The 22,369-nt window shown below is 65.6% G+C and carries 23 protein-coding genes; 1 reads left to right on the forward strand and 22 read right to left on the reverse strand.

Annotation, left to right across the window (positions count from 1 at the left end; all coding sequences use genetic code 11):
* Positions 1–5: 5 nt before the first annotated feature.
* Positions 6–299 carry an Hpt domain-containing protein gene (locus tag ACQ450_RS02960; RefSeq protein WP_188055043.1) on the reverse strand — a complete coding sequence of 98 codons (294 nt, stop codon included), beginning with the start codon at positions 297–299 and terminating at the stop codon, positions 6–8.
* A 112-nt stretch (positions 300–411) separates the two neighbouring features.
* On the opposite strand from ACQ450_RS02960, the gene ACQ450_RS02965 reads away from it, so the two are divergent.
* Complete coding sequence (locus tag ACQ450_RS02965; RefSeq protein ID WP_431470446.1) at positions 412–2,691, forward strand: hypothetical protein; 2,280 nt, start codon at positions 412–414, stop codon at positions 2,689–2,691.
* A gap of 3 nt (positions 2,692–2,694) precedes the next feature.
* On the opposite strand, the gene ACQ450_RS02970 is transcribed toward ACQ450_RS02965, so the two are convergent.
* From ACQ450_RS02970 to ndhC, 21 genes are all read right to left on the reverse strand, one after another.
* Positions 2,695–2,955 (reverse strand): DUF1467 family protein, encoded by a 261-nt coding sequence (locus ACQ450_RS02970; protein WP_188055045.1) that lies wholly within the window; start codon positions 2,953–2,955, stop codon positions 2,695–2,697.
* Between the two features lie 4 nt (positions 2,956–2,959).
* The gene (locus ACQ450_RS02975; RefSeq protein ID WP_188055046.1) at positions 2,960–4,600 is read right to left on the reverse strand and encodes a ribonuclease J; all 1,641 of its coding nucleotides are present in this window, start codon (positions 4,598–4,600) and stop codon (positions 2,960–2,962) included.
* 93 nt (positions 4,601–4,693) lie between these two features.
* Positions 4,694–5,467 carry a type III pantothenate kinase gene (locus tag ACQ450_RS02980; protein WP_188055047.1) on the reverse strand — a complete coding sequence of 258 codons (774 nt, stop codon included), beginning with the start codon at positions 5,465–5,467 and terminating at the stop codon, positions 4,694–4,696.
* Positions 5,468–5,486: 19 nt separating this feature from the next.
* Complete coding sequence (locus ACQ450_RS02985) at positions 5,487–6,191, reverse strand: biotin--[acetyl-CoA-carboxylase] ligase (RefSeq protein WP_431470447.1); 705 nt, start codon at positions 6,189–6,191, stop codon at positions 5,487–5,489.
* Between the two features lie 5 nt (positions 6,192–6,196).
* Entirely contained in the window at positions 6,197–7,651 is a 1,455-nt protein-coding gene (gene nuoN, locus ACQ450_RS02990) for an NADH-quinone oxidoreductase subunit NuoN (protein WP_431470448.1), read from the reverse strand.
* Positions 7,651–9,219, reverse strand: a complete 1,569-nt coding sequence (locus ACQ450_RS02995; protein WP_431470449.1) for an NADH-quinone oxidoreductase subunit M — start codon at positions 9,217–9,219, stop codon at positions 7,651–7,653. The genes nuoN and ACQ450_RS02995 overlap by 1 nt, the downstream gene beginning before the upstream one ends.
* Before the next feature lie 10 nt (positions 9,220–9,229).
* Positions 9,230–11,344, reverse strand: a complete 2,115-nt coding sequence (nuoL, locus tag ACQ450_RS03000) for an NADH-quinone oxidoreductase subunit L (protein WP_431470450.1) — start codon at positions 11,342–11,344, stop codon at positions 9,230–9,232.
* Positions 11,345–11,351: 7 nt separating this feature from the next.
* Complete coding sequence (nuoK, locus tag ACQ450_RS03005) at positions 11,352–11,657, reverse strand: NADH-quinone oxidoreductase subunit NuoK (protein WP_188055052.1); 306 nt, start codon at positions 11,655–11,657, stop codon at positions 11,352–11,354.
* A complete protein-coding gene (locus tag ACQ450_RS03010; protein WP_188055053.1) occupies positions 11,654–12,265 on the reverse strand; it encodes an NADH-quinone oxidoreductase subunit J in 612 nt (203 codons plus the stop codon). Before ACQ450_RS03010 ends, nuoK begins: the two co-directional genes overlap by 4 nt.
* A 67-nt stretch (positions 12,266–12,332) precedes the next feature.
* Positions 12,333–12,818 carry an NADH-quinone oxidoreductase subunit NuoI gene (gene nuoI / locus ACQ450_RS03015; RefSeq protein ID WP_431470451.1) on the reverse strand — a complete coding sequence of 162 codons (486 nt, stop codon included), beginning with the start codon at positions 12,816–12,818 and terminating at the stop codon, positions 12,333–12,335.
* Positions 12,818–13,990, reverse strand: a complete 1,173-nt coding sequence (gene nuoH / locus ACQ450_RS03020; RefSeq protein WP_431470452.1) for an NADH-quinone oxidoreductase subunit NuoH — start codon at positions 13,988–13,990, stop codon at positions 12,818–12,820. Before nuoH ends, nuoI begins: the two co-directional genes overlap by 1 nt.
* Positions 13,987–16,008 carry an NADH-quinone oxidoreductase subunit NuoG gene (nuoG, locus tag ACQ450_RS03025; RefSeq protein WP_431470453.1) on the reverse strand — a complete coding sequence of 674 codons (2,022 nt, stop codon included), beginning with the start codon at positions 16,006–16,008 and terminating at the stop codon, positions 13,987–13,989. Before nuoG ends, nuoH begins: the two co-directional genes overlap by 4 nt.
* 1 nt (position 16,009) lies before the next feature.
* Positions 16,010–16,726, reverse strand: a complete 717-nt coding sequence (locus ACQ450_RS03030) for a hypothetical protein (protein WP_431470454.1) — start codon at positions 16,724–16,726, stop codon at positions 16,010–16,012.
* Positions 16,723–18,039, reverse strand: a complete 1,317-nt coding sequence (gene nuoF, locus ACQ450_RS03035) for an NADH-quinone oxidoreductase subunit NuoF (protein ID WP_431470455.1) — start codon at positions 18,037–18,039, stop codon at positions 16,723–16,725. The genes ACQ450_RS03030 and nuoF overlap by 4 nt, the downstream gene beginning before the upstream one ends.
* A complete protein-coding gene (locus tag ACQ450_RS03040) occupies positions 18,036–18,209 on the reverse strand; it encodes a hypothetical protein (RefSeq protein WP_188055059.1) in 174 nt (57 codons plus the stop codon). Before ACQ450_RS03040 ends, nuoF begins: the two co-directional genes overlap by 4 nt.
* Positions 18,206–18,877 carry a complex I 24 kDa subunit family protein gene (locus ACQ450_RS03045; RefSeq protein WP_431470456.1) on the reverse strand — a complete coding sequence of 224 codons (672 nt, stop codon included), beginning with the start codon at positions 18,875–18,877 and terminating at the stop codon, positions 18,206–18,208. Before ACQ450_RS03045 ends, ACQ450_RS03040 begins: the two co-directional genes overlap by 4 nt.
* Positions 18,877–19,413 carry a hypothetical protein gene (locus ACQ450_RS03050; protein WP_431470457.1) on the reverse strand — a complete coding sequence of 179 codons (537 nt, stop codon included), beginning with the start codon at positions 19,411–19,413 and terminating at the stop codon, positions 18,877–18,879. Before ACQ450_RS03050 ends, ACQ450_RS03045 begins: the two co-directional genes overlap by 1 nt.
* On the reverse strand, positions 19,401–20,636 hold the full coding sequence (locus ACQ450_RS03055; protein WP_188055062.1) for an NADH-quinone oxidoreductase subunit D: 1,236 nt from the start codon (positions 20,634–20,636) through the stop codon (positions 19,401–19,403). The genes ACQ450_RS03050 and ACQ450_RS03055 overlap by 13 nt, the downstream gene beginning before the upstream one ends.
* Positions 20,633–21,466 carry an NADH-quinone oxidoreductase subunit C gene (locus ACQ450_RS03060; RefSeq protein ID WP_431470458.1) on the reverse strand — a complete coding sequence of 278 codons (834 nt, stop codon included), beginning with the start codon at positions 21,464–21,466 and terminating at the stop codon, positions 20,633–20,635. Before ACQ450_RS03060 ends, ACQ450_RS03055 begins: the two co-directional genes overlap by 4 nt.
* Positions 21,463–22,023: a NuoB/complex I 20 kDa subunit family protein gene (locus ACQ450_RS03065; protein WP_431470459.1), complete on the reverse strand. Its 561-nt coding sequence runs from the start codon at positions 22,021–22,023 to the stop codon at positions 21,463–21,465. The genes ACQ450_RS03060 and ACQ450_RS03065 overlap by 4 nt, the downstream gene beginning before the upstream one ends.
* Entirely contained in the window at positions 21,993–22,367 is a 375-nt protein-coding gene (gene ndhC, locus ACQ450_RS03070) for an NADH-quinone oxidoreductase subunit A (protein ID WP_188055064.1), read from the reverse strand. Before ndhC ends, ACQ450_RS03065 begins: the two co-directional genes overlap by 31 nt.
* Positions 22,368–22,369: the final 2 nt, after the last annotated feature.

A 22,369-nucleotide genomic window follows, 5' to 3' on the forward strand; every position in this document is an offset into this window, starting at 1 on the left:
GCGGCTCAGAGCCGATCGACTGCCCTGCCCAGCTTGCGCAGCATTGCGGCATCGCCGGGCCGGCCCTCCGCCGCCTCGTTCGCCAGCGCGAGGAGGCGCACCGCGCCGAAGCTCGCGGCGAGCCCCTTGAGGCGAAGTGCCGCCGACTGCCACTCCACTGCGGTGTCCGCCGCCTTCATCGTCTGAATGCCGCGCTGTGCGCCTTCGAGAAACGCTTCGCGCAACTCTGCGATCAGCGCGGGCTCGTCGCCCACGGCCGCCGCGAGTGTCGCATCGATTGCACCAGGATCATACGCCATCGGAAAGCTTCTAACCGGCATCGGCTTAATGCTTCGTTTCGGCTGGTGTTGGTTGCCTGAAGAAACGTGGTAAATAGACGAGATGACAGGGGCATCGAACGCGGAAGCCGCAGTGACGGCAAGGCACGACGGCGACGAGCTGTTGCTTTCGGACACCGTAGAGGATGCGGCCTCCGCATCGCCGCCGGCCGAGCGGGACGACATGGCGTTCGGCGACGAAGGTCCGGCGGGACGCAGCTTCGGCTGGATGCTGCCGGCGCTTGCGATACTGGCCGTGCTTGCCTGGTCTGCCGGAATGCTGTGGCTTGCCGCTCCGACACTGCGCACGCCCCTGGCGCCGATCGAGCTGGTGCAGTTCATCGGCGCGCTCTGTGTCCCGCCGGCCCTTGTGGGCATTCTCTATCTGCTCGGACTGCGCACCAGCAGGGCGGAGGCGCGTCGCTGGAGGAGCACCGCCCGCGCGATGCGCGCCGAAGCCGCGAGCCTGGAGCGCGTGCTCGGCACGCTTTCGACCAAGCTCGATGCGAACCGCAGGGAACTCGCCGAGCAGACGACGTTGCTCATCACTGCCGGGGACGGCGCGGTCGAGCGGTTGCAGGCAGTGGCGAACGGCATGGGGCACGAGGCGCGATCGGTCGAGACGAGCGCCACCACGCTCAGTTCGGCGGCGCGCGATGCCACGAAGAGCATCGAGATCATTCTCTCGTCGGTACCCAAGGCGCACGAGCAGCTCCGCGACATGCGCGAGACGATCAATGCCGCCGGCCTGGGCGCGGGCGAGCGCGCCAGTGCGCTGGAGGCGCAATTCGTGGCGCTCGCCGAGCGCGGCCGGGAAGCCGATACGATCGCCGGCGGCGCCGCGCAGAAGCTTGCCGCGCACCTCCAGCGGATGGAAGCGACGAGCGAAACGACGCGCAACCGGATCGAGGAAGTCACCGGGCACATGTCTGCCGCAGTGGAGGATATTCTCGCGCGAACGGCACAGGCAGTCGACGAGGCCCGGCGGGGGATCGACGCGCAGGGAGCGGCGATTCGGGCGATGCTCGACGCCAATCAGGCGGCGCTGGATCGGTCCGGCAAGGATGCCGCCGATGCGCTAGCCGAGCGCGTGTCGGCGGTCGAGGAGACGCTTTCGCGCGTGTCGCTGCGGCTGGGCGAGGAACAGGGGCGGAGCGATGCGCTCTTTGCGGGGCTTTCGGAAGGCATCGCTCAGGCCAATGCCGACTTCGCCGACCTCCATGCAAGCGGCACCGAGCGGGCACAGGCACTCGCGGCGACGATCAGTGCGCTTACCGGCTCGATCGGCGCGATGACCGAGGCGATGCGAACCGGCGACGACACGGCGCACAAGGTGATCGGCACCGCCGAGGAACTGCTGACCGCGCTGGATGCCTCCGCGCGCGAGATCGACGAGACATTGCCGCAGGCGCTGGAGCGGCTCGATGCACGGATCGGCGCGAGCCGCAAGGTCGTGGCCGATTCGAAGCCGGAACTGCTTGCCCTGGTGACCGCCGCCGAAAGCACGCACGACGCGATCGAGGCGATCGCGGACGTCGTCGCCAAGCAGCGCGAGACGCTGGACAAGACCTCGCAACAGCTGCTCGACACCCTCGACAGCGGGCGCGAGAAGGCACAGTCGCTCGAAACCATCGTGGACGAGGCAATCACCACGACGCAACGCTTTGCGGAGGATGCCGCCCCTGCCCTGGTCGAGGCTCTGGTGCGCGTGCGAGAGACAGCGGCAGCGGCTGCCAAGCAGGCGCGCGAGACGCTGGGAAGCGTGGTGCCCGAGGCGGAGCGTGCGCTGGAGGATGCCGGCGCCGGTGCGCTTCGCCGCGCCGTGGACGGCGCCGTGAAGCGTCAGCTTACCGAGCTTGCCGAGACTACCGAGGCGGCGGTGGGCGCCGCGACACTGGCTTCGGAGCGCCTCGCGCAGCAGATGCTCGCCATTGCCGAAACCACTGCCTCGGTCGAGAGCCGCATCGAGGACGCACGCGCCGAGCGCGAGCGGGCCGACAGCGACAGCTTCGCGCGCCGCGTCTCTTTGCTGATCGAAGCGCTCAATTCAGCGTCGATCGATATCACCAAGAGCTTCTCGCAAGAGGTGTCCGACAGCGCCTGGGCGGCCTATCTGAAGGGCGACCGGGGGGTTTTCACTCGGCGCGCGGTGCGGTTGCTTGATGCAGGCGAGGCACGGCAGATCGCAGCGCTTTACGATGCCGACGAGGGCTTCCGCGACAACGTCAATCGCTACATTCATGATTTCGAGGCGATGCTGCGCCAGATCCTGGCGCTGCGCGACGGTTCGCCGCTCGGCGTGACGCTTCTTTCTTCGGACATGGGCAAGCTGTATGTCGCGCTCGCCCAGGCGATCGAGCGGCTGCGAACCTGAAGATCAGCGTGCCCAGTCGAGCATGTCCGGCGTGATCCAGCCGTAGGTATAGTTCAGATAGAAGAGCGTGAAGAAGATCGTACCGACGATCGTCGTGCGGATCAGCATCCGCCCGAAACGGAAGCCGTGGGGCGCACTCTCGGCCTGACCCGGGACCAGCTCGGCACCGGCCTCCTCGTCGGTCCGGACGCCGAACGGGAGCACCAGGAAGACCGAGAACACCCAGAACAGGAAATAGATCGCAATCGCAGATTCGATCCCCATCGCGTCACACCTCCACGATCAGCACATCGACGACCGGCTTCTTGCCCGTCCAGCGTGTCGCCGCCCGCCGCACCGCGAGCCGCACCGCCTCGCGCAGCGCATCGATATCGCGCCCTTCATAGCCGCGAACGGCCTTCGCCGCAGCCTCCGCCGCTTCGGCGAGGAACGGCTCGCGATCCTCCTCGACCGGCACGCCCTGGAGGCGGATTTCCGGATTGCCGCGCAGCACCCGCCCCTGCCCGATCGCGACCGCGACCGAAATCTGGCCGTTGAGGCCCAGCTTGCGGCGCTCGTTGATCGTGCCGCCGTCCGCAGGAAGGATCACGTCGCCGTCCAGCACGAGTCGGCCGACGGGCGCCTGCCCAACGACCTCGGGCGTGCCGGGCGCCAGGCGGATCACCTCGCCGTTCACCTGAAACACCGCACCGGGGACCCCCTGCTGCACGCCGAACCGGGCCTGCTCGATCAGATGACGCACCTCGCCATGGACCGGCAGCAGGATCTGGGGCCGGATCCAGCGATACATCTCGGCCAGCTCGGGGCGACCCGGATGTCCCGAAACGTGAACGAATGCCTGGCGATCGGTGACGATCTCGACGCCCTTGTGGGCGATCGTGTTCATGATCCGGCCGATCGCCAGCTCGTTGCCGGGGATCTGCTTGGAGGAAAAGACGACCAGATCGCCCTTGTCGAGTTTGATCTGATGGGTGCCGTCCGCGATCCGCGCGAGCGCCGCGCGCGGCTCGCCCTGCCCCCCCGTGGCGACGATCATCACGCGCTCGCGCGGCAGCCGCATCGCGGTATCGAAGTCGATGGTGTCCGGAAAATCGCGGAGATAGCCGGACGCCTTGGCAACCCGCAGGATCCGGTCGAGCGAACGGCCGGCGACGCACAGCTCGCGGCCGGTGTCGCGCGCGACTTCGCCCAGTGTCTGCAGCCGTGCGGCATTGGACGCGAAGGTGGTGACGAGGACGCGGCCCTTGGCGCCCGCGATCACTTCGTCGAGGCCCTTGCGCACCTCGGCTTCGGAACCCGACGCCTGGGCATTGAAGACGTTGGTGGAATCGCAGACGAGCGCCAGCACGCCCTCGTCGCCAATCGCGCTCAGCTCCGCGCCGGTCGAAGGCTCGCCGAGCAGCGGTGCCTCGTCGAGCTTCCAGTCGCCAGTATGGAAGACGCGGCCATGGGGCGTGTCGATCAGCACCGCATTGCCCTCGGGAATCGAATGGGCGAGCGGCACATAGCGGAAACCGAACGGCCCGAGCCGGAAGCTGCCCTCGCGCTCGATCACGTTCAGCTCGACGCGGTCGGCAATGCCCTCCTCCTCCAGCTTTCCGCGGATCAGGCCCGCAGTAAACGGAGTGGCGAAAAGCGGCACGCCGAGATCGCCCGCCAGATAAGGCAAGGCGCCGATATGATCCTCATGCCCATGGGTGAGGACGATGCCGAGCAGATCGTCGAGCCGCTCCTCGATGAACTGAAGATCGGGCAGGATCACGTCGATGCCGGGATAGCCCGCGTCACCGAAGGTGATGCCGCAATCCACCATCACCCATTTTCCCTGGGTGCCATAGAGATTGACGTTCATGCCGATCTCGCCCGATCCACCGAGCGCGACGAAGAGCAATTCGTTCCTGGGAGTCACTGATATCCTAACGTTTGGCGCCGAATGGGCCGTACCGGGATGAAAGCAGACAGATAGGGAGGGCCGGCCGGTTTTGCACGTGCACGCCCGCTCCTACCGGAGCCGCTCCCACAGCATCGCCAGCCCCTGGATCGTCAGGTCGGGCTCGATCGCGTCGAACACGTCCGTCTGCTCTTCGAACAAGACGGCCAGCCCACCCGTGGCGATCACCTTGGCAGGCCGGCCGATCTCCGCCTTCATGCGTGCGACCAGCCCCTCGATCATCGCGACATAGCCCCAATAAATGCCGATGTGCATCTGATCGACCGTGTTGCGCCCGATGACGCTCGGCCCCTGTGGCGCCTCGATCGCGATCCGCGGCAGCTTAGCGGCGGCGCTCACCAGCGCATCGAGCGACAAATTGATTCCCGGGGCAATGATTCCGCCCTTATAGGCGCCGCTGAAATCGACAACGTCGAACGTAGTGGCGGTGCCGAAATCGATCAGGATCAGATCGCCGTCGTGCCGCGCATGGGCGGCCAGCACGTTGAGCGCGCGATCGGCGCCCAGGCTCTGCGGCTCCTCAACATCGAGCGCAAAAGTCCACTGCGCCTCGCCCTGCCCCGCGACCACCGGATCGGTGCCGAAATATTTACGGCTCAGCACCTGAAGGTTATGGAGCGCCCGCGGCACAACCGTGCCGATGATCACGCCGGAAACGATCGAGCGGTCGAGATCTTCCAGCTGCAGGAGTTGGCTCAGCCAGACTGCATATTCGTCGGCGGTGCGCCGCGGATCGGTCGCGATCCGCCAGCGCGCGCGGATCGCCGTGCCATCGACAAGCGCAAAGACGACGTTCGTATTGCCGGCATCGATCGCAAGCAGCATGGGGCCTTGGGCTCTTTCTTCAGATCAGGAACACGTCGCCGGCGTGCATGACATGAGTGCTTCCGTCCGCCAAGCGCAGGATGAGCGCGCCGTCGCGATCGAGCCCCGCGAACAGGCCCTCGACGGTGCTTCCGTCGGACGTGCGTGCGGTGAGCGCCGTATCGCGCGGATGCGCGCGATCGATCCAGCGATCACGCACCGGCGCCAGCCCCTCGCTGCGCCAGCGGGCGAGCCACCGGGCGAAGGTTTCGGCCAGCGTCTCGACGAACAGCGACGGATCGGGAGCGGCGCCGTGCGCGGCGAGGCTGGTTACCGGACGGTCGAGCCCTTCGGGATGGTGCGACAGGTTGGCGCCAAAGCCGATCACCACAACGTCGCCCGCCCGCTCGAGCAGGATGCCGGCCAGTTTCGCGCCCGCCAGCATCAGGTCGTTCGGCCATTTCAGCGCGAGCCCGGATCGATCCCCGCGAAGCATGGCGACGGTCTCTTCCAGCGCCACCGCTGCCACCAGCGCGAGCGTGGCAGCGGGCGGATCGCTTCCGCGCAGCCGGACAAGTGTGCTCGCATAGCAGTTGCCGGGAGGGGACACCCACAACCGCCCCTGGCGGCCCCGCCCCGCCGTCTGGCGTTCGGCGCGCAGCCAAACCCCTTCGGACGCACCCGCGCCTGCAAGCGCCAGCAGATCGGCATTGGTCGATCCCGTCTCGCCGACGGTGCGGATCATCCCGGTCAGAAGAGAGCCCGCGCCGCGTTCATCGTCCAGAAGCCGAGCACCGGGATCAGGAGATAGCCGAGCGGCGATATGAACGCCGCCGTCAGCACGATCAGCCCGCCCTCGACCGGACCCGTACCGCGCGCGAAGGCGGGAGCGGGCGCATCGAAGTACATCGTCTTGACGATCTTGAGATAATAGAAGGCGCCGATCACCGAGGCGACGATACCGATCACCGCCAGCGGGAACAGGCCGGCCCGAACCGCCGCCTCGAACACCTCGAACTTCGCCCAGAAGCCGAACAGCGGCGGAATACCCGCGAGGCTGAACATGAACATCGCCAGCGCCAGCGCGAGCGCAGGCCGTGTGCGCGACATGCCGGAGAGGCTGGCGATCGTCTCGATCGGCTGGCCATCGTCCCCGCGCATCTGGAGCACCACCAGGAAGCTGCCGAGCGTCATCACGACATAGATGGTCATGTAGAAAAGGACGCTGGCGACCCCCTCCTGCGTACCGGCGGCAAGGCCGATCAGCGCAAATCCGACGTTGTTGATCGACGAATAGGCAAGCAGCCGCTTGATGTTGGTCTGGCCGATCGCGGCAACCGCGCCAAGGATGATCGAGGCGAGGCTGGCGAACACGACGATCTGCCGCCAGTCGCCCACCGCAGGCGCCATCGCTTCCATCGCGACGCGCACCGCGAGCGCGACGGCCGCGACCTTCGGCGCCGAAGCGAAGAAGGCAGTGACGGGCGTGGGTGCGCCTTCATACACGTCGGGCGTCCACATATGGAACGGCACGGCCGAGATCTTGAACGCCAGCCCGGCGAACACGAACACCAGTCCGAACAACAGCCCGATCGAGCGCTCCTCACCAGTGACGGCATAGGCCAGCGCGATCCCGTCGAACAGCGTGGTGCCCGAGAAACCATAGACCAGCGAAATGCCGTAGAGCAGAATGCCGCTCGCCAGCGCGCCCAGCACGAAATATTTCAGCCCCGCCTCGGCCGAGCGCGCATCGCGGCGCATGAAGCTGGCCAGGACATAGGCCGCGAGGCTCTGAAGCTCGAGCCCGACATAGAGCGTGATGAGATCCCCGGCGGAGACCATCATGCCCATGCCCGCGGCTGAGAAGAGAATCAGCACCGGATATTCGGGCCGCAGATCATCGCCGCTGGTGCGTGCGAAGAACTTCGGCGCGATCACCACGGCAACCGCCGCCGCACCGAAGATCAGCACCTTGGCGAAGGCCGCGAAACTGTCGGCGCGATAAAGGCCGTAGAATGCCTCGCCGCCCGCCGAGGCCGGACCGGCGAGCGCGATCCCCGCACCCGCGAGAACCGCCACCGCAGCGATGCTGACGGCGCGGGTCGCGCTCTGGCCGCCCCAGGCGGCGACGAGCATGAGGACAATGCCGCCGACCGCGAGCACCAGCTCGGGAAGCGCCATCATCAGCTGAGTCGAATAGTCCATCAGTGCGCCTCCCCGTGCGCCGGGGCCGTTTCGCCATGCCCGCCTTCGAGACCGTGCCCGGCCGCGGCGGCCGCGGCCGGATTGCCCGGCGTGGGCCGTGAATCGCCGATCGGGCGGGCGCGGTCGACCCGCTCGACCAGCCGGGCGACGTCGGCGCGCATCGGGGCGAGGAACGGTTCGGGATAGACGCCCATCCACAGCACCACTGCGGCGATCGGCGCCAGCAGCGAGATCTCGCGCATGCTGAGATCAGGCATGGCGGCGGCATCGGCATTCCGCTGCACGCCGAACACGACCCGGCGATAGAGCCAAAGCATGTAGCCCGCAGCCAGGATGATGCCGGTGGTGCACAGGAGCGCCGCCCAGGTGGAAACCTGATAGGTCCCGGCAAGGCTCAGGAACTCGCCGACGAAACCGCTGGTCCCCGGCAGGCCGATCGATCCCATGGTGAAGAGCAGGAACAGCACGGCATAGCGCGGCATGTTGACGGCCAAGCCGCCGTAGCGGTCGATCTCGCGGGTATGCAGCCGATCGTAGATCACGCCGACGCACAGGAAGAGCGCGCCCGAAACCAGCCCGTGGCTGAGCATCACCACCATCGCGCCTTCGATGCCCTGAGCATTGAACGCGAACAGGCCGATGGTGACGATCGCCATATGCGCGACCGAGGAATAGGCGATCAGCTTCTTCATGTCCTGCTGCACCAGCGCGACGAGGCTGGTGTAGATCACCGCGATCGCCGACAGGCCGAAGACCAGCCAGACGAGCTGCGCCGAGGCTTCGGGGAACATCGGCAGGCTGAACCGCAGGAAGCCGTATCCGCCCAGCTTCAGCAGCACGCCCGCCAGGATCACCGACCCGGCGGTCGGCGCCTGCACATGCGCGTCGGGCAGCCAGGTGTGCACCGGCCACATCGGCATCTTGACCGCGAACGACGCGAAGAAGGCGAGCCATAGCCAGATCTGGACGTCCGGCGGGAAATCAAAGGCCATCAGCGTCGGGATGTCGGTCGTGCCGGCGGTCACCGACATGTAGAGCATCGCGATCAGCATCACGAGCGAGCCGAGCAGCGTGTACAGGAAGAATTTGTACGAGGCGTAGATGCGGTTCGCGCCGCCCCAGATGCCGATGATGAGATACATCGGAATGAGACCGGCTTCGAAGAACATGTAGAACAGGAAGATGTCCTGCGCGGCGAAGGTGCCGATCATCAGCACTTCGGTGAGCAGGAACAGCGCCATATATTCGGGCACGCGCTCGGTGATCGCGCGCCAGCTCGCGCCGATGCAGATCGGCATCAGGAAGACGCTGAGCATGATCAGCATCAGCGCGAAACCGTCGATGCCGAGCGCCCAGCCGAAGCGGCCGAACAGCGGCAGATACTCGACGAACTGCCATTGCGCGCCGCCGACGTCGAAATTCGCCCAGACGATGCAGCCGAGTACGAAATCGATCAGCGTGGCGACCAGCGCGATCGTGCGCGCAGCGCCAGCGCTCGCGAAGAGGCACAGCACCGCCGCCACTGCGGGAACGGCAAGCATGATCGAGAGCATGGGGAGATTTTCCATCACTCCGCCCTCACCGCGTCACGACCCAGGTGACCGCGGCCGTGAGCCCGATCAGCATGATGAAGGCATAGGTATAGACATATCCCGATTGGAGCCGCCCGCTGGCGACGCTGCCCCATTGCACCACCCGCGCCAGGCCGTTCGGACCGAAGCGGTCGATCGTGCCTTCGTCACCTGCCTTCCAGAAGAAGCGGCCGATTGCCAGCGCAGGGCGCACGAAGACGATGTTGTAGAGTTCGTCGAAATACCATTTCCGCAGCAGGAAGGCATAGACGACGCGGAACGTATCCGCCGCGCGCGCCGGGAAACCGGGAGAGACGATATAGGCGAGCCAGGCGGTGACGAGCCCTGCCAGCATCGCCACGGTCGCCGAAATCTTCACCCACAGCGGCACTTCGTGCATCGCGTGCGCAAGATGCGCGTCGTGGAAGAGGCTGCCGCGCCAGAATTGCTCGCCGGCCTCGACCTCGATGAAGAAATGGTGGAACACGAAGCCCGCCAGCACCGCACCCAACGTGAGCACCAGCAGCGGGACCAGCATCACCCAGGGGCTCTCGTGCGGATGATAACCGCCGGTGCCCTCGGGCGCATACTGCTCCGCCACTTCGGGTGCAGGCGCATGGCCGGCATCCTCGGCCGCGGGGTTGTCGATCACGTCATGGCCGTGCGCACGCCCGTCCTCGGCGCCATGGCCATCGCCATGATGGTTCGCGTCGTGAACCGCATGCTGGATATGCTCGGAAGCGATCCAGCGCGGCTGCTGCCAGAAGGTGAGGAACATCAGCCGCCACGAGTAGAAGCTCGTCAGCAGCGCGACGATCACGCCCACCCAGAATGCGGGCGCCGCGCCTGCCGCCCAAGCGGCTTCGATGATCGCATCCTTCGAATGGAAGCCGGCGAAACCGATCGGCGCGTTGCCGAAGATCCCGGGAATCCCGACGCCGGTGATCGCCAGCGTTCCCGCCATCATCGTCCAGAAGGTGATCGGGATCGCCTTCCGCAGCCCACCGTAGAAGCGCATGTCCTGCTCGTGGTGCATCGCGTGGATCACGCTCCCCGCGCCGAGGAACAGCAGCGCCTTGAAGAAGGCGTGGGTGAACAGGTGGAACATCGCCGCGCCGTACATGCCGACGCCGGCGGCGAAGAACATGTAGCCGAGCTGCGAACAGGTCGAATAGGCGATCACGCGCTTGATATCGGTCTGCACCAGCGCGACGGAGGCCGCGAACAGGCAGGTGGCGGCGCCGATGAAGGTGACGAAGCCGAGCGCGATCGGCGCGGCCTCGAACATCGGCGAGAGGCGGCACACCATGAACACGCCCGCCGTGACCATCGTCGCGGCGTGGATCAGCGCGGATACCGGCGTCGGGCCTTCCATCGCGTCGGGAAGCCAGGTGTGCAGCCCGAGCTGGGCCGACTTGCCCATCGCTCCGATGAACAGCAGCAGGCAGAGCAGCGTCATCGTATCGACGCGATAGCCAAGGAAGCCGATCGTGGAGCCGGCCATTGCTGGAGCGGCCTCGAGGATCGCGGGGATCGAGATCGTGCCGAACACCAGAAATGTGCCGAAGATGCCGAGCATGAAGCCCAGATCGCCGACGCGGTTGACGACGAAGGCCTTGATCGCGGCGGCGTTGGCGCTCGGCTTGCGGAACCAGAATCCGATCAGCAGGTAGGAAGCGAGGCCGACGCCTTCCCAGCCGAAGAACATCTGGACCAGATTGTCCGCCGTCACGAGCATCAGCATCGCGAAGGTGAACAGCGACAGATAGGCGAAGAACCGCGGCTGATCCGGGTCCTCGGCCATATAGCCCCAGCTGTAGAGATGGACGAGCGCCGAGACGCTGGTGATCACGACCAGCATCACCGCGGTCAGTGCATCGACGCGCAGCGCCCAATCGACCGACATGTCGCCCGAGACGAACCAGGTGAAGACGGGCGCGACGCCGGCCTCAAGCGTTCCCGCCAGGAAGCCAAGGAAGATAGGCCAGCTGAGCCCGCACGCAATGAACAGCGCGCCCGTCGTCACGAGCTTGGGAAACGCAGTCCCGAACGCACGGTTCGAAAGGCCGGCGACGATCGCCGCCAGCAGCGGAAGCCCGACGATGAAGTGAATTGCCTGCACCGGACGTTTACCCCTTCATCCGGTTGACGTCGTCGACCGCGATCGAACCGCGGCCGCGGAAGTAGATGACGAGAATGGCGAGGCCGATCGCCGCCTCGCCCGCCGCGACCGTCAGCACGAACATCGCAAAGACCTGTCCGACCAGATCGCCCAGCGCCGCCGAGAAAGCGACGAGATTGAGGTTCACCGAGAGCAGGATCAGCTCGATCGCCATCAGGATGACGATCAGATTCTTGCGGTTGAGGAAGATCCCCAGCACGCCGAGCGTGAACAGGACGGCCCCCACGACCAGATAATGCGTGACTCCGATCACAGATCGACTCCCTTGCCGACCGGCGGCTTGGCCATGCGGATCGCGTCCTTCGAACGGCGGTTGATCTGGCGCGAGACGTTCTGGCGCGTCACGCCACCGCGATGGCGATACGTGAGCACGATGGCACCGATCATCGCGACCAGCAGGATCAGCCCGGCCGCTTCGAACGCGAACAGATAGCGCGAATAGAGCAGCCGCCCGACCGCCTCGATATTCGGCACGCCGGCCTCGATCGGGCTGATCCGGCGGCTAAGCTCGATCCCGCCCACGCTCCACGCGCCCACTGCGATGAAGATCTCGGCGACCAGCGCCACGGCGAGCGCGAGGCCTACCGCCGCATAGCGCACGAATCCGGCGCGTAGCTCCGCGAAATCGATGTTGAGCATCATCACGACGAAGAGGAACAGCACTGCGACCGCGCCGACATAGACGATGACCAGCAGCATCGCGATGAACTCCGCGCCGACGAGCAGCATCAGACCGGCGGCGTTGAAGAACGCCATGATCAGCCAGAGCACCGAATGCACGGGATTGCGCGAGAAGATCACCATCACTGCGGAGGCGATCACCACGACGGCGAAGAGATAAAAGGCGATAGCCTGGATCACGAGAGTTGCTTGCCCCCAAGGCGCCGGTCGGTCCGGGCAGACGGGTTAGAATCGATTGGCACGCCGCTTACCGATAGGGTGCGTCGGCGGCAAGGTTCGCCGCGAGGACGCTTTCCCAGCGGTCGCCGTTCGCGAGCAGCTTTTCCTTATGGTAGATCAGCTCCTCGCGGGTTTCCGTCGAAAATTCGAAGTTCGGCCCTTCGACGATCGCATCCACCGGACATGCTTCCTGGCACAGGCCGCAATAGATGCACTTCACCATGTCGATGTCGTAGCGCGTGGTTCGGCGGCTGCCGTCGGCGCGCGGCTCGCTTTCGATGGTGATCGCAAGCGCGGGACAGACCGCCTCGCACAGTTTGCACGCGATGCACCGTTCCTCGCCATTGGGATAGCGACGCAACGCATGCTCGCCCCGGAACCGCGGCGAGACGGGGTTCTTCTCGTACGGATAATTGATCGTCGCCTTGCGCTTGAAGAAGTACTTCAAGGTCAGCGCATGCGCCTTGAGGAACTCCCACAGCGTAAAGGATCGGATGGTCTGGGCGAAACTCATTAGGTTACTATCCCGGGTTCGATCGTGGAACGGCAGATGCCGTCGGTGGGATATTGCGGCCGGTCGGCCGCGTAGGTCGTGCCATGCACGGTCACGCGCTCGAGGTAGACGCGTTCGCTGGGCGCACATTCGGTGCCCACGCGCGTCAGCATCAGAAAGCCCGAGATGAGGAACACGAAGAACAGCGACAGCGGCAGGAAAACCTTCCAGCCCAGCCGCATCAGCTGGTCGTAGCGATAGCGCGGCACCGTCGCCTTCACCCAGCTGAACAGGAAGAAGAAGAACAGGATCTTGGCGAACAGCCAGATGATCCCGGGCACCCAATAGAGCGGCTCCCAGTCGAACGGCGGGAGGTACCCACCCCAGAACAGGATCGCGTTGAGCGCGCACATCAGGAGCACGTTCGCGTATTCGCCGAGCCAGAACAGCGCGAAGCTCATCGAGCTATATTCGGTCTGATAGCCCGCGACGAGCTCGGATTCCGCTTCGGTGAGGTCGAACGGCGCACGCGCGGTTTCGGCCAGCGCCGAGATGAAGAACACCACGGCCATCGGGAAGATCAGCGGATTGAAGCCGTGACCGTTGATGAAGCCGTAATAGCCGCGCTGCGTCTCGACGATCCCGGTGAGGTTGAAGGTTCCCGACCAGAGCACGACCGAGATCAGGACGAAGCCGATCGCGACTTCATAGCTCACCATCTGGGCCGCCGCGCGCAGCGCCGAATAGAAGGGGTATTTCGAGTTGGACGACCAGCCCGCGATGATCACGCCATAGACCCCCAGCGAGGAGGCGGCGAGCACGTAGAGCAGCCCGACGTTGATGTTAGCCAGCACGACGCCGGCCTGGAACGGGATTACCGCCCAGACGATCAGCGCCACCGTGAAGGTGATGATCGGCGCGAGGAGGAACAGGCCCTTGTTCGCGCTCGTCGGGATGATCGTTTCCTGGAGGAAGACCTTCAGACCATCGGCAAAGGATTGCAGCAGCCCTAGCGGGCCGACGACGTTCGGCCCCTTGCGCAGCGCAATGGCGGCCCAGATCTTGCGATCGGCATAGATGACCATCGCCACCGCCAGCATCAGCGGCAGCGCGATCACGAGGATGCCCACGATGGTCGCGACGAACCACGCCCATTCGTAGTTCATGCCCCAGGATTCGAAGAAGCTGGTCACTCTGCGGCCTCCGCGAAATCCTGCCCATGGATCAGTTCTGCGGAGCAGCGCTGCATCGTCGGGCTCGCGCGGCAGATCGCATTGGTCAGGTAGAAGTCGGCGATCGGATAGGTCACTGCCCCTTCCGCCTCGGAAGGGAGCGCCGGCGGGCTCCAGTCGAACCGCACCAGCCCCTCCTGCGCCAGCGCGGGAACCTCGACGCTCATCTGCGCGCGCAGTTCGCCATAGCTGTCGAACGGAAGCACCTTTCCGAGCCGCTCGGAAAGCGCGCGCAGGATCGTCCAGTCCTCGCGCGCGTCGCCCGGAGCCTGCGCGGCACGTTCGCTGCGCTGAACGCGCCCTTCGAGATTCACGAAGGTGCCGTGTTTCTCGGCATAGGCGGCCCCCGGCAGGATCACATCGGCATGATGTGCGCCGACATCGCCATGATGGCCGAGGAAAACCTTGAAGCTGCCCGCGAAGGCGGAGAAATCGACTTCATCGGCGCCCAGGAAGAAGGCCAGCTTCGGCTTGGCGCCGACGATGTCGGCCAGGCCGCCCTTCTGCGCATAGCCGAGCAGGAGCGCGCCCATCCGCGCCGCGGCGGTATGGATCACGCCATAGCCGTTCCAGGGCGTGCCGTCCTCGAGCGTGCGAACCAGCTTCAGCCGATCGACCAGCGCGAGCGAGCCTCCCTGTCCCTTGGCCAGGGCGCCGGGGCCGACAATCACCAGCGGGCGCGCCGCCTTGTCGAAGACGTGGGTGAGTGCGGACGGCAACCGGCCGAGAATCGCGAGATCGTCGCCCAGCCATTCGGCCTTGTAGGTGAGATCGATCTCGGGACCGATCGCGAACACCTTGGCTCCCCGCTTGATCGCCTTGCGCACGCGTGTGTTGATCAGCGGGGCTTCCCAGCGAAGATTGGTGCCGAGAAGCAGGATCGCGTCCGCGTCCTCGACGCCTGCGATCGTCGGATTGAACGCAACCGCGCCCAGGCTCGACACATCATAGGCAAGCCCGGTCTGGCGGCTCTCGAGCAGGTCCGAGCCCAGCGCCTTCACCAGCGCCTTGGCCGCGAACATCGTCTCGCAATCGACCAGATCACCCGCAATCGCCGCGACGCTGGAACCGGCGGTCTGCGCCGCGGCAGCGATCGCATCGAACGCCTCTTCCCAGCTCGCCGCCTGGAGCTTGCCGTCACGACGGACGAATGGCCGGTCGAGCCGGCGATAGCCGAGGCCGTCGACATGGTAGCGGGTCTTGTCGTGCGCCCACTCCTCGTTCACATCCTCGTTGATGCGCGGCAATGCGCGCAGCACCGCGCGGCCGCGCCGATCGATGCGGATGTTAGTGCCGACCGCGTCCATCACGTCGATCGCCATCGTCTTGGTGAGTTCCCAGGGACGGTATTCGAACGCGTAGGGCTTGTGCGTGAGCGCGCCGACCGGGCACAGATCGTTGACGTTGCCCGACAATTCGCTGGTCACTGCCTTTTCGAGATAGGAGGTGATCTGCATGTCCTCGCCGCGATAGATCGCGCCGATCTCCTCCACGCCGGCGATTTCCTCGGCGAAGCGGATGCAGCGGGTGCAGTGGATGCACCGGGTCATGATCGTCTTGACGATCGGACCCATATATTTCTCGGTCACCGCGCGCTTGTTCTCGTCGTACCGCGACCACCCCTTGCCATAGGCCATGGTCTCGTCCTGCAGATCGCACTCGCCGCCCTGATCGCAGATCGGGCAATCGAGCGGATGGTTGATCAGCAGAAACTCGAGCACGCCTTCGCGCGCCGCCTTCACCATCGGCGAATCGGTGCGGATCTCCTGATTGTCCGCGGCGGGAAGCGCGCAGCTTGCCTGCGGCTTGGGCGGCCCGGGCTTCACTTCGACCAGGCACATCCGACAATTGCCGGCGATCGACAGCCGCTCATGGTAGCAGAAGCGCGGGATTTCCTTCCCCGCGGCCTCGCAGGCCTGGAGCACGGTTGCGCCCTGCGGCACTTCCACTTCGATTCCGTCGACGGTCAGTTTCGGCATATCAATTCTCTGGCTGGCCCGGCTCGGAAGCGGCAATCGCTAGACGCGCATAGCCGAGCGCTACCGATCCCCGGATCGCAAGCGGCGTCAGCCCCAGGCTAACGCCATCGGGAAGGCAGGCCTCGAGCGCGGGCATCATTTCGCCGATGACGGCACGCTCCTCGGCGAGTTCCGCCATGATCAGCCGACGGCTGTTTGGGGTGTCGAACCGGGCGACGCATTCGCCGAAGCGGGAAAGCAGAGCCGAATCGCGGTCCGCCGCGGAATCCCCGTTCACCCCCGGCGATACGGAGCTGGCGCCCTCCGCTCCCTGCTGCAGCGCTACGGCAGGATGCTCGAGCAACGCCACACCCGCAAAATCCGTCACGGTGGCGGGCACTTGCTGCCGCACATAGGCCTCGGCAAGCGCATACCACAGGAGATGCCCCCGCATTCGGAGCGACACCTGGCCCCGCTGCAGGCAATAGCTGTCGACAAGGCCGCGATGCGCATCGTCAAGCTGGCCTCGATCGTTCGGCGAAGGAAGTCCGCCGGGAAAACCGGAAAGCAATGCCCGCACGCGCTCGGGGCGCCGCTCCACCACGCACGTGGCGAAGTTGCGGAGAACCGTTGCGCTCGGCGTACTCTGAAGGGTCACGTCCGCCGGCTGCTGCGCCGGTGCGCCGAAGACAGGCGCCGCAACGAACATCACCACCGAAGCCACTGTGGCAAACATCATTCCGCCGCCTCCATCATCGGCGCGCCGCCGCCGTTGCGTTCCGCGATGCGCCGCTCCAGCTCGGGCCGGAAATGGCGGATCAATCCCTGGATCGGCCACGCCGCCGCGTCGCCCAGCGCGCAGATGGTGTGGCCTTCGACCTGCTTGGTCACTTCGTAGAGGGTGTCGATCTCGCGCACATCGGCGTCGCCGGTGCGCAGCCGCTCCATCACGCGCCACATCCAGCCGGTGCCCTCGCGGCACGGTGTGCACTGGCCGCAGCTCTCATGCTTGTAGAAATAGCTGATCCGGCTGATCGCCTTCACGATGTCGGTCGACTTGTCCATCACGATGATGGCCGCCGTGCCGAGGCCCGATCCCAGCGCCTTCAGCCCATCGAAGTCCATCGGCGCATCCATGATCTCGGCGGCCGGCACCAGCGGCACCGACGAGCCGCCCGGGATCACCGCGAGCAGATTGTCCCATCCGCCGCGAATGCCGCCGCAGTGGCGATCGATCAGCTCGCGGAAAGGGATCGACATCGCTTCTTCGACCACGCACGGCCGGTTCACATGGCCGCTGATCTGAAAGAGCTTGGTGCCCTTGTTGTTCTCGCGCCCGAAGCTGGCGAACCACTCGGCCCCCCGGCGCAGGATCGTCGGCACCACTGCGATCGATTCGACGTTGTTCACCGTCGTCGGACAACCGTAGAGACCCGCGCCCGCCGGGAACGGCGGCTTCAGCCGCGGCTGGCCCTTCTTCCCCTCGAGGCTCTCGAGCATCGCGGTTTCTTCGCCGCAGATATAGGCGCCGGCGCCGCGATGCGCGAAAACATCGAAGTCATAGCCCGAGCCGCAGGCATTCTTGCCGAGCAGGCCCTTGTCGTACGCCTCGGCGATCGCCGCGAACAGCGTTTCGGCCTCGCGGATATATTCGCCGCGGATGTAGATGTACGCCGCCCGCGCGCGCATCGCGAAGCCGGCGACCAGCGCGCCTTCGATCAGCTTGTGCGGATCGTGGCGGATGATCTCGCGGTCCTTGCAGCTGCCCGGCTCGGACTCGTCGGCATTGATGACGAGGAAGTTCGGCCGATCGGGCTTGGGCTCCTTGGGCATGAAGCCCCACTTCACCCCCGTGGGAAAGCCCGCGCCGCCGCGGCCGCGCAGGCCGGACGCCTTCACGCGGTCGATGATCGTGTCCTGCCCGATCTCGAGCAGCGCCTTGGTATTGTCCCAGTCGCCACGACGCATCGCGGCTTCGAGCCCCCAAGGCTGGAAACCGTAGACGTTCGTGAAGATGCGGTCCTTGTCCGCGAGGGGCGTGAATTCGGTCATCGCGGTCCCGACTTGCCCTTGAAGAATACGAAATAGACGAGCACCGCCAGGCCGATCAGCAGCAACGGCCCGAGCAGGCTGAACGTCGCCTTGAGAAGCCAGCCGATGACGACGATCGCGCCAATGATGGCCAGGATCGTGACGACGAGATTCTTGTCCTTCGCGCTCATGCCCATTCTCCCCGATAATCGTGGTTTTCATCAACCATGGCGGTCAGCGTGGTCGGCCCGCCCTCGGGCTCGCTCGTATGGCGCTGCGAGTTCTGGGAGCCGGGCTTCGGCCGCTCCCCCTTCGCCAGCGCATCAAGGATCGCGACGGTGCTGTCGTAATCGAGATCCTCGTAATTATCGTCGTTGATCTGGACCATCGGCGCGTTGGCGCAATTGCCCATGCACTCGACTTCGGTAAGCGTGAACAGCCCGTCCGGCGTGGTTCCGCCCTTGACCATGCCCTTCGACTTGCACGCCGCGAATACTTCGTCCGAACCGCGGAGCCAGCACGGCGTCGTTCCGCACACCTGCACATGGTGGCGGCCGACCGGCACGAGATTGAACATGGTGTAGAAGGTCGCGACCTCGAGCACCCGCACATAGGGCAGGTCCAGCTCGCGCGCGACGAATTCCATCACCGGGACCGGCAGCCAGCCCTGGGTGTTCGTCTCCGCCCCGACCTGCCGCTGCGCCAGATCAAGATAGGGAATGGTGCAGCTCTGCTGGCGCCCCTCGGGATAGCGCGCGCGGATTTCCTTCGCCTTGGCGGCGTTCGCCTCGGTCCAGACGAACGTTCCCCACCGCGCCCGGATCTCCGGAGTATCGGGAATGATCTTCGCATCCGCCATCAGTTCGGCTCGCTCGTCTGGGCCTGCGTCGCACGAACGGGCATGACCGCCGGGCCGGTACGCACCCCGGCCAGCTTTCCGTCGGCGAATTGCAGGAAAGAGATGTAGGTCACTCGGCCGTCGGCGATCCATTCCACGCGGACGACGTCGTTGGGCAAGGCATAGGGCGTGTTCGCGCGCACCTCTCCCGGAATGTCGAAGCCCGCGAACGGCACGCCCGAGCGGCAGTCGGACACGTCCTCGGCGGGGCAGAAGGTCATGGTCGCGCCCGCGCGGACGACGGCGGCTGCATCGCCGAGCGCACCCTCCTCCTCGGCCGCGATCAGCCGATCGACGGCCGCCGCGGTCGCCGGCGCGGGAGGCGAGGCCCCGGCCGCCGAGGGGAGCAGCGAGACGAGCCGCTGGTCGCCGTTCGAGGCGATCACCGGGCCCGACCACATGCCGACGAGCGGACCCGACCGGATCGCGCCTGCGTCCTGCGGCGTCGAAGCCGCCGCCACCGCCAAGAGGAGCATCGGAGCGATCACCGGTCGCACTCGCCGAACACGATATCCATCGCGCCGAGGATCGCCGTGGTGTCGGCCAGCATGTGACCGCGACTCATGAAGTCCATCGCCTGAAGATGGCTGAACGCGGTCGGGCGGATCTTGCAGCGGTACGGCTTGTTGGTGCCGTCGGCCACCATGTAGATGCCGAACTCGCCCTTCGGGCTCTCGGTGGCGACATACACGTCGCCGGCAGGCACGTGATAGCCCTCTGTATAGAGCTTGAAGTGGTGGATGAGTGCTTCCATCGAATGCTTCATCTCACCGCGCTTGGGCGGCCCGACCTTGCGGTCCAGCGTCATCACCGGCCCCTCGGGCATCTCGGCGAGGCACTGTTTCATGATCCGCGCGGACTGGCGCACTTCCTCGACCCGGACCATGAACCGGTCGTAGCAGTCGCCGCGCGTGCCGACGGGGATGTCGAACTCCATCCGGTCGTACACGTCGTAGGGCTGCGACTTGCGGATGTCCCACGGAATGCCGGCGGCCCGGATCATCGGCCCGGAAAAGCCCCAGCGGATCGCATCGTCGCGACTGACCACGGCGATATCGACGTTGCGCTGCTTGAAGATCCGGTTTTCGGCGACCAGGCTGATCGCATCCTCGAACAGCCGGGGCAGCCGCGTGTCGAGCCACTCGCCGATGTCGGCCAGCAGCTTGAGCGGCGCATCCTGATGCACGCCGCCGACACGGAAATAGTTGGAGTGCATCCGCGCGCCCGAAACGCGCTCGAAGAAGTTGAGGCAATCCTCGCGCAGCTCGAACATCCACAGGTTCGGCGTCATCGCGCCGACGTCCATGACGTGCGAACCGAGGTTCAGCATGTGGTTCGAGATGCGCGTCAGCTCGGCGAAGAACACGCGCAGATACTGCGCGCGCAGCGGCACCTCGAGGTCGAGCAGCTTCTCCACCGCGAGCACGAAGCTGTGCTCCATGCACATCGGCGAGCAATAATCGAGGCGGTCCATATAGGGGAGCGCCTGAGTGTAGGTCTTGTACTCGATCAGCTTTTCGGTGCCGCGATGCAGCAGTCCGACATGCGGATCGACACGCTCGACGATCTCGCCGTCCAGCTCGAGCACCAGCCGCAGCACGCCGTGCGCGGCCGGATGCTGCGGGCCGAAGTTGATCGTGTAGTTGGCGATTGCGACGTCGCCGGTCGCCGAATCCTTCTCCGGCGCGCGCTCCATCATCTTGTCGACGGTGTCGGTCATTCGTTCTGCCCGCCTTCCTTGGTGGGCACCACATCGGGGTCCTTGGGCTTGTCCTGCGGCTGGTTGCCCGGATTGGGCTCGCCCGCGCCGGTCTGCGCCGTGCTCTCGGTGGTCTTCACTTCCCTGGCCTGAGGCTTGACGTCCCTGTCGGCCGCCTCGTCCGCCTTCACGATCGTCTCGGCCTTGAGCGGCGTCGGCGCACCCTTTGCCTCGGGAACGGCACCTTCGCTCTTCTCGTCGCCCGGCAGCACATATTGCGCGCCTTCCCACGGGCTCATGAAGTCGAAGTTGCGGAAATCCTGCGCCAGCTCGACCGGCTGATAGACGACGCGCTTGGCCTCTTCCGAATAGCGCAGCTCGACATAGCCGGTGAGCGGAAAGTCCTTGCGCTGCGGATGACCGACGAAGCCATAATCGGTGAGGATACGCCGCAGATCGGTGTTCCCCTCGAACAGCACGCCGTACATGTCATAGACTTCGCGCTCGAGCCAGCCGGCGACGGGCCAGATGCCGGTCACGCTGGGCACGGGCTGCACCTCGTCGGTGGCGACCTTCACCTTGATGCGGTGATTGCGCGTAAGGCTGAGCAAGCAATAGACCAGCTCGAACCGCTCGGGGCGATCCGGATAGTCCACCCCCGCGATCTCCATCAGTTGCTGATAGCCATGCTCCTCGCGCAGCGCTTCCATCGCAGGGATCAGCTTGTCGCGGTCGACGTGGCACGACAGCTCGCCCACCGCCGCACGGACCTCACGAACGAGACCCGCCTCGACCAGCGAGTCGAACGAAGCCACCTCGACGGCGGGATAGCGGGGTGCGGACGCCCTCACCGTTCGATCGTCCCGACGCGGCGGATCTTCCGCTGCAGCTGCATCACGCCATAGAGCAACGCCTCGGCGGTCGGCGGGCAGCCGGGAACATAGATGTCCACCGGCACGATCCGATCGCACCCGCGCACGACGCTGTAGCTGTAGTGATAATAGCCGCCGCCGTTCGCGCAGCTGCCCATCGAGATCACATAGCGCGGTGCCGACATCTGATCGTACACGCGACGCAGCGCGGGCGCCATTTTGTTGCAGAGCGTCCCCGCCACGATCATCACGTCCGACTGACGCGGAGACGCGCGCGGCGCCGCGCCGAACCGCTCCATGTCGTAGCGTGGCATGTTGACGTGGATCATCTCGACCGCGCAGCAGGCCAGGCCGAAGGTCATCCACCACAGCGAGCCGGTACGCGCCCACTGGAACAGCTCTTCGGTTGAAGTGACAAAGAATCCCTTGTCCCCCAGCTCGGCGTTCAGATCATTGTAGAATTGCGGGTCGGGCGCCGTTCCCGGCGGCGGAGCCGCAGTGAGATCTACTCCCAATCCAGCGCTCCCTTCTTCCATGCATAGACGAGGCCGAGCGCGAGCTCGGCGATGAAGATCATCATCGAGATCCAGGCCACCCAGCCGAGATCGAACACCGAGACGGCCCAGGGAAACAGGAACGCCGCCTCGAGATCGAAGACGATGAACAGGATCGCGACGAGATAGAAGCGCACGTCGAACTGGCTGCGCGAATCCTCGAACGCGGGAAAACCGCACTCATATTCGGCAAGCTTCTCGGGATAGGGCTGATGCGCCCCGGTCAGCCGCGCGACCAGCATCGGCAGAAACACGAATGCCGCCGACAGGACGAGCGCCACCCCCAGGAAAAGGAGAATCGGCAGATATTGGATCAGATCGACCAAAG

The organism is Sphingosinithalassobacter sp. LHW66-3, assembly GCF_050703275.1.
Lineage (GTDB): Bacteria > Pseudomonadota > Alphaproteobacteria > Sphingomonadales > Sphingomonadaceae > Sphingomonas.